At 63.7% G+C, this 5,585-nt stretch carries 4 protein-coding genes; 3 read left to right on the forward strand and 1 reads right to left on the reverse strand.

Annotated elements, in window-relative coordinates; all coding sequences use genetic code 11:
- Positions 1 to 264 precede the first annotated feature (264 nt).
- On the reverse strand, positions 265 to 1,884 hold the full coding sequence (locus HX803_RS26790; RefSeq protein ID WP_178924904.1) for a PvdJ/PvdD/PvdP-like protein: 1,620 nt from the start codon (positions 1,882 to 1,884) through the stop codon (positions 265 to 267).
- Between the two features lie 142 nt (positions 1,885 to 2,026).
- On the opposite strand from HX803_RS26790, the gene pvdM reads away from it, so the two are divergent.
- The 3 genes from pvdM to HX803_RS26805 are packed head-to-tail and all read left to right on the forward strand — an operon-like array spanning position 2,027 to position 5,569.
- Entirely contained in the window at positions 2,027 to 3,376 is a 1,350-nt protein-coding gene (pvdM, locus tag HX803_RS26795; RefSeq protein ID WP_178924906.1) for a pyoverdine-tailoring dipeptidase-like protein PvdM, read from the forward strand.
- 19 nt (positions 3,377 to 3,395) lie between these two features.
- Positions 3,396 to 4,664 (forward strand): aminotransferase class V-fold PLP-dependent enzyme, encoded by a 1,269-nt coding sequence (locus HX803_RS26800; protein WP_178924908.1) that lies wholly within the window; start codon positions 3,396 to 3,398, stop codon positions 4,662 to 4,664.
- A 32-nt stretch (positions 4,665 to 4,696) separates the two neighbouring features.
- Positions 4,697 to 5,569 carry a formylglycine-generating enzyme family protein gene (locus HX803_RS26805; protein WP_178924910.1) on the forward strand — a complete coding sequence of 291 codons (873 nt, stop codon included), beginning with the start codon at positions 4,697 to 4,699 and terminating at the stop codon, positions 5,567 to 5,569.
- Positions 5,570 to 5,585: the final 16 nt, after the last annotated feature.

Below are 5,585 nucleotides of genomic sequence, written 5' to 3' on the forward strand. Positions count from 1 at the left end.
GGGGGTAACCTGCCTGATAAGTCACGGTTGAGGAGAAAGTCCGTTTTCAGCTGCCGCTTGGATCGGGGTGTGCTGGTGGCCCGGTAAAAAATGCGGGCGCAGCCGGGGGCCTGGAGGGGCTTCCGACAGGGTTGGGAAATTAAGGGATTTGCAGCGCGGGGGGTGACATGGGAAGCGGGGACAAGCGCGGATCAGAGCGGGTTCAATTTAAATTCAGGTTTTTTTGAGCGCTCCCACGATAAAGCGTGGGAGCGATCGAATGACTCACTTGAGCTTCAAGTTGCGTGCATACCACGGCCGTTTCGGCACACGCTTGAACAAGCCCTTGAGCACGTCTTCATCGGCGCCAAAGGTAATGCGCAGGGCCAGCTTCATAACCTCCGGGTCCATCTCCATCGACTTGCCCACCTGCAACCCGGGGGTGGTGCTGCAACCGTGGGTGTCCGGGCCCAGCCAGGGGTCTGCCACTTCCACCCAACGGCCCGGGGCGAACCAGGCCACGCCGTTGACCTCCAGCCGGCTGACCTCGCCCGGGTTGAAGCGCTCGTGGGCGCGGAACCAGTCTTCGATGCGGTCGTCGATCCAGCCGTGGAAGTGCCAGAACACCGGGTTTACGTGGGAAGAAAACGGGTCGCCAAGGAAGTCGTTCTCAGCCGCGTACCAGCGGGCGGCGAAGTCGGCGGGGTCGCGGGCAAAGGGCACCGGGCCGCCGTTGGACGGGTCGCGGGGCACGGAGGCCCAGCGCATGTGCAGCCAGTCGTGCAGGCCCAGTTCCATCTCGGAGCCCAACTGGCCCAGGGTCAGCTTGGCCAGGTAGCGCGGGTCGCGGTATTGGGATTCCCACACCTGGAAATTGCTGTGGTAGGTCTCGGCGGCCTTGATGTCGCTGACCCACTGGGTGTAGTCCGCATCGTCGGGGGCTGACCAGGTGGGTGGCAGGGCAAAGCCGTCGCTGTTGTCGAAGTAGCGCACGAAGCCCAGGCGGTCACGCTCCAGCGCCGGCTGCGGTTCGGGAAACTGCGGCCAGGACGGCAGGTCTTGCATGGAGCGCGCCGTGCCGAGCATGTGGCGGTGCATGAAGAAGAAGTCGATGCCCGAGCCGTTGCGGTCCTTGCGCTTGCCCCGGGCGTCACGCTCCTGGCCACGCGGGCCGGGTTGCCAGCCAATGCCGCGCAGGGCCTCGCGTTTTTCTTCGGTGAGTTTGTGCCATTGATCGCGGGAGGCGTGCCACAGCTGATGGAACAGGCGGTGCTCGGGGGAAATCAGCCAGGCCAGCAAGGTCGGGTTGAGGCCGATGCGCTGGCGGGCTTCGGGAAACAGCTGTTTGTGCGCAACAAAGCGGTTGTCACGCTCGGTCAACGCCAGCGGGCGGTCGAGGTCGAGGATCTGCCCGCTGAGGGTGCCGCTGCCAGCGTTGCCAAACTCGCTCCAGACTTCGTCGAGGGTCATCTTGAATTCATAGGCAGGCTCACCCGCCGCCGCATCACGGTCGATCAACCGCCAGTAGAGCACCGCGCCATCGCCCGTCAGCAGGTCACCCAGTACACGGTAGCGCGGCTCACCTTCGGCGCGCAGGTTGGCCCCAGTGTCCAGATAGCCGCGCAGGCCACGGCCCCGGGGGGCGATGTCGAGCAACAGTTCAAGGCCTTCGAGCGGCAAACCCTTGAGCCCCGCATCGCGGCCTTCCAGGCGCAGGCTCCAGACACCCCGCAGCGTATTCGCCAGGTGCTGGCCACGGGTGTCGGCCAGGTCGACCGTGGCCTCGCCGGGGGTGATCGGGAATTCTTCTTCACGCGTCAGCTCGCGATGGGCATAAAGGGCCGCTGGCACGGCTGCGCCCGTCAGCGCCAGGCCTGCGATGAACCCACGTCGAGAGATCGTCATTGTCTACCTTAGGAAACGGCTTAATCAGAGCTAGAACGTTTGCAGCCCGGTGAAATTTACCGGCGTGGCGCCGCCACCTAAATTTCCCCTGCCATCGCTCGTTCTTCCCTGATAGCAAAGGCCTCAACTGACTGAGATGGCAATGACAAAACCACGTTCGAAAAAGGCGCTGTTCATCGGCCTGCCATTGGCATTGGCCATCGGTGCCGGTGCGGGTTTCCTGGCCTGGGACCATTGGTTCCGTGGCAATGCCGGCTACCCGCTGGAAGTGATCAAGCAGGCCAACGAAATGCAGGATCGCCTGCTGTCGTTCGACAGCCACATCACCGTGCCCCTGGATTTCGGCACGGCCGGGAACGAAGCCGACAAGGACGGCAGCGGCCAGTTCGACCTGGCCAAGGCAGCACGCGGGCGCTTGTCGGGGGCGGCCCTGACGATTTTCGGCTGGCCGGAAATGTGGAACGGCCCCAACGCCCCGCACAAGCCCACCGACGGTTTTGTCGAAGAGGCCCGGCACCAGCAGGAGGTGCGCTACAAGATCCTCTCGGGCATGGTGCGCGACTTCCCCAACCAGGTGGGCATTGCCTATACACCGGATGATTTCCGTCGCCTGCATGGCGAAGGCAAGTTCGCGATCTTTATCAGCATGCTCAACGCCTACCCCCTGGGAGACGACCTGAACCAGCTGGACCTGTGGACCGCGCGCGGCATGCGCATGTTCGGCTTCAGCTACATCGGCAACAACGCCTGGTCCGATTCGTCGCGCCCGCTGCCGTTCTTCAACGACTCGCCGGACGCCCTCGACGGTTTGTCGGACATCGGCAAGCAAGCGGTGCATCGCCTGAATGACCTGGGGGTGATCATCGATGTGTCGCAGATGTCGACCAAGGCGCTGGAGCAGGTGGCGCAGTTGAGCCGCACGCCGATGATCGCGTCCCACTCGGCGCCGCGTGCGTCGGTGGATATCCCGCGCAACCTCAGCGACAAGGAACTGCAGCTGATCAAGAACAGCGGCGGCGTGGTGCAAGTGGTGGGCTTCCCGGCTTATCTGCGCCCGCTGAGCCAGCCGACCCAGGACAAGCTCAACGCCCTGCGCGCACGTTTCGACCTGCCTCCCCTGCCCAACCTGGCCATGGCCTTGATGCCAGGTGACGCGATCATCAGCGCCTGGCCCGAGCAGAAGTTCGGCCAGTACGCCCAGGGGCTGTACGCCATCCTCGAAGAGGAACCCAAGGCCAGCCTCAAGGATTGGGGCGATGCGATTGATTACACCGTGCGCAAGGTCGGCATCGATCACGTCGGCATCGCGTCGGACTTCAACGACGGCGGCGGCCTGCAGGGCTGGGAGAACGTCGGCGAGGTACGCAACGTGACGGCCGAACTGATCCAGCGCGGCTACTCCGAAGCCGACATCGCCAAGCTGTGGGGAGGCAACTTCCTGCGAGTGTGGGACCAGGTACAAAAAGCCGCCAAACCCTTGGCCAATCGCTAATCACCCACGAAGTGTGTCCATGACCGACCGCCGTACGTTTCTCAAGCAGGCCGGCGTATTCGCCGCCAGCCTGCCGTTGCTCCCTCAGGCATTGGCCGCCGCGCCAGACCTTGCAGCAAGCTCGCCATGGACAGGGCTCAAGCAGCTGTTCAACCAGGACCCGGACTACCTGCACTTCTCCAACTTCCTGGTGGCCTCGCACCCCAAGCCGGTGCGCGAGGCCATCGAGCGTTATCGCCTGCAAATCGACCGTAACCCGGGTCTGGCGATGGACTGGGGCCTGGAGGAAACCTGGAAGCGCGAAGGCCAGGTGCGTGAATGGGCGGGTCGCTACCTGAACGCCACGCCAGCGCAGATCGCCCTCACTGGCAGCACGTCTGAAGGCCTGGCGATGATTTATGGCGGGATCAAGGTGCGTGCCGACCAGGAAATCCTCACCACGGTTCACGAGCATTACGCCACCCAGAACGTGCTGGATTTTCGTGTGGCCAAGGAAGGCACACAGGTGCGCCGGATCACGCTGTTCGAAGACACCCAACACGTTTCCGCCGATGAAGTGCTGGGCACTATCGAGCGCAGCATCCGCCCCAATACCCGAGTGCTGGGCATGACTTGGGTGCAGTCCGGCAGTGGCGTAAAGCTGCCGATCGGCGAGATCGGCAAGCTGGTGCAGGCACTCAACCGCAATCGCGACAACAAGGACCGCATCCTCTATGTGGTCGATGGCGTGCATGGCCTCGGCGTGGAAAACCTGGACTTTCCGGACATGCACTGCGACTTCTTTATTGCCGGCACCCACAAATGGATGTTCGGCCCGCGCGGCACCGGCCTGGTCTGCGCCCGCGACAGCGAGAACAAATACGTCACGCCGATGGTGCCGACCTTTTCCGAAGACACCAACTTCGCCACCACCATGACTCCGGGCGGCTACCACGCGTTCGAGCATCGCTGGGCGGCGGACGAAGCCTTCAAGCTGCACTTGCAGTTGGGCAAGGCGCAGGTGCAGGCGCGCATCCATGCACTCAACACTGAACTCAAGAGTGAGCTGCTGGCGCGGCCCAACATCGAACTGGTCACCCCGCGCAGCCCCGAGCTGTCGGCCGGGTTTACGTTCTTTCGGGTCAAGGGCCAGGACAGCGAGGCCGTCGTCGCGCACATGATGAAAAACCGCGTGGTGATCGATGCGGTGGACCGCGACGTTGGTCCCGTGATCCGCACCTCCCCCGGCCTGCTGAACAGCTCGGATGAGATCCATCGCTTCATGACCCTGCTGAGCCAGCGGCTATGAACCCCTTTTCTTCCTTTGAACGAGGCGCCCACATGATCCCCTCCCGACTCAAACCCTTGGCCGCATTGACGCTGACCGCGCTGTGCGGCGCCTGGCTGCCAGGCCTGGCCCAGGCGGCGACGCCGCAACCGGGCAAAGTCTTCAAGGACTGCAAGGACTGCCCGGAAATGGTGGTGCTGCCCGCTGGCACCTTCACCATGGGCACCCCGGAAGATGAAGTCGGCCGCGAGCCCGACGAAGGCCCGATGCATGAAGTGACCTTCGCCAAGCCGTTTGCCATGAGCCGCTTCCACATCACCGCAGGCGAATGGGACAGCTATGTGCGCCAGACCGGGGTCAAGATCGCCGATGGCGACACCCGCCCGGGCCGCGAGTGCATCGCCAGCAAGCCGCGCTACCCCCAGGGGCCGCGCCAGCCGGCGGTATGCATGGACATGGACGACATAAAGAACTACGTGGCCTGGCTGTCGAAAAAGACCGGGCAGAAGTACCAGATGGTCAGCGAAGCCCAGCGTGAATACGCCGCACGCGCAGGCACCACCGGGCCGTTCCCGTTCCCGTTTGATGCGGGCAAGGGCTACAGCATCGCCGAACATGCCAACACCTACGGCCCGGCGGACGGCTACAGCTATTCCTCGCCGGTCGGCAGCTACCCGCCGAACGCGTTTGGCATGTATGACATGCACGGCAACGTGTACGAGCGGGTGGCTGACTGCGAACACCCCAACTACATCGGCGCGCCTACCGATGGCAGCGCGTGGATGGAGCCGAACTGCGAGAGTTACCAGATTCGGGGCAATGATTGGGGTGAGGCGCCGGTGTTTTCGCGCTCGGGTAATCGCAACAACATCTACCCGCAGACGCGCGGGGACTGGATTGGGTTTCGCGTAGCGCGCGAACTGTAACCCCCCCTTGTAGGAG

It is taken from the genome of Pseudomonas sp. P7548, assembly GCF_013386585.1.
Lineage (GTDB): Bacteria > Pseudomonadota > Gammaproteobacteria > Pseudomonadales > Pseudomonadaceae > Aquipseudomonas.

What these genes read in the sequence shown, in the direction of transcription:
- HX803_RS26790 (WP_178924904.1), bottom strand. Translation starts at nt 1,884, where the DNA reads ATGACGATCTCTCGACGTGGGTTCATCGCAGGCCTGGCGCTGACGGGC.
- pvdM (WP_178924906.1), top strand. Translation starts at nt 2,027, where the DNA reads ATGACAAAACCACGTTCGAAAAAGGCGCTGTTCATCGGCCTGCCATTG.
- HX803_RS26800 (WP_178924908.1), top strand. Translation starts at nt 3,396, where the DNA reads ATGACCGACCGCCGTACGTTTCTCAAGCAGGCCGGCGTATTCGCCGCC.
- HX803_RS26805 (WP_178924910.1), top strand. Translation starts at nt 4,697, where the DNA reads ATGATCCCCTCCCGACTCAAACCCTTGGCCGCATTGACGCTGACCGCG.